This window comes from Gilliamella sp. Pas-s95 (assembly GCF_009795795.1).
Taxonomy (GTDB): Bacteria; Pseudomonadota; Gammaproteobacteria; order Enterobacterales; family Orbaceae; genus Gilliamella; species Gilliamella bombicola.
This window is the reverse complement of sequence record NZ_WTFC01000062.1, coordinates 1-1,785: the sequence shown is the minus strand read 5'-3', so window position 1 is coordinate 1,785 and position 1,785 is coordinate 1. Positions and strand designations below refer to the sequence as shown.

The following is a 1,785-nucleotide window of genomic DNA, read 5'->3' as shown; positions in this document are numbered from 1 at the left end:
CCCTTGAGACAGCAAACTAAATCAACGAAGAGTTGATTGAAAATAGAAGCTGTCAGCTCTTTAAAAAGAAGAAACAGACAATCTGTGTGGGCACTTGCGAGACGAAGAATTAAAAGTCTACGGACTTAAAAAGATCAAGTCTTGATAAGTGACACTGAAGATTCATTTGAATATGTCAGAGACAGTTATTGAGCATCAAACTTTAAATTGAAGAGTTTGATCATGGCTCAGATTGAACGCTGGCGGCAGGCTTAACACATGCAAGTCGAACGGTAACATGAGTGCTTGCACTTGATGACGAGTGGCGGACGGGTGAGTAAAGTATGGGGATCTGCCGAATGGAAGGGGACAACAGTTGGAAACGACTGCTAATACCGTATAAAGTCGTAAGACCAAAGCATGGGACTTTCGGGCCATGCGCCATTTGATGAACCCATATGGGATTAGCTAGTAGGTGGGGTAAAGGCTCACCTAGGCGACGATCTCTAGCTGGTCTGAGAGGATGACCAGCCACACTGGAACTGAGACACGGTCCAGACTCCTACGGGAGGCAGCAGTGGGGAATATTGCACAATGGGGGGAACCCTGATGCAGCCATGCCGCGTGTATGAAGAAGGCCTTCGGGTTGTAAAGTACTTTCGGTGATGAGGAAGGTGATGTATCTAATAGGTGCATTAATTGACGTTAATCACAGAAGAAGCACCGGCTAACTCCGTGCCAGCAGCCGCGGTAATACGGAGGGTGCGAGCGTTAATCGGAATGACTGGGCGTAAAGGGCATGTAGGCGGATAATTAAGTTAGGTGTGAAAGCCCTGGGCTCAACCTAGGAATTGCACTTAAAACTGGTTAACTAGAGTATTGTAGAGGAAGGTAGAATTCCACGTGTAGCGGTGAAATGCGTAGAGATGTGGAGGAATACCGGTGGCGAAGGCGGCCTTCTGGACAGATACTGACGCTGAGATGCGAAAGCGTGGGGAGCAAACAGGATTAGATACCCTGGTAGTCCACGCTGTAAACGATGTCGATTTGGAGTTTGTTGCCTAGAGTGATGGGCTCCGAAGCTAACGCGATAAATCGACCGCCTGGGGAGTACGGCCGCAAGGTTAAAACTCAAATGAATTGACGGGGGCCCGCACAAGCGGTGGAGCATGTGGTTTAATTCGATGCAACGCGAAGAACCTTACCTGGTCTTGACATCCACAGAATCTTGTAGAGATACGAGAGTGCCTTCGGGAACTGTGAGACAGGTGCTGCATGGCTGTCGTCAGCTCGTGTTGTGAAATGTTGGGTTAAGTCCCGCAACGAGCGCAACCCTTATCCTTTGTTGCCATTGGTTCGGCCGGGAACTCAAAGGAGACTGCCGTTGATAAAGCGGAGGAAGGTGGGGACGACGTCAAGTCATCATGGCCCTTACGACCAGGGCTACACACGTGCTACAATGGCGTATACAAAGAGAAGCGACCTCGCGAGGGCAAGCGGACCTCATAAAGTACGTCTAAGTCCGGATTGGAGTCTGCAACTCGACTCCATGAAGTCGGAATCGCTAGTAATCGTGAATCAGAATGTCACGGTGAATACGTTCCCGGGCCTTGTACACACCGCCCGTCACACCATGGGAGTGGGTTGCACCAGAAGTAGATAGCTTAACCTTCGGGGGGGCGTTTACCACGGTGTGGTTCATGACTGGGGTGAAGTCGTAACAAGGTAACCGTAGGGGAACCTGCGGTTGGATCACCTCCTTACGAAGAGCTCGTAAGTGTTCACACAGATTGTTTGTTTAGAAGA

1 rRNA gene is annotated in these 1,785 nt (G+C 49.7%); it reads left to right on the top strand.

The annotated features are described in order from the left end of the window. Positions 1 to 204: 204 nt before the first annotated feature. Positions 205 to 1,742: ribosomal RNA gene (locus GQ598_RS10815) — 16S ribosomal RNA — on the top strand. The last annotated feature ends 43 nt before the right edge of the window (positions 1,743 to 1,785 follow it).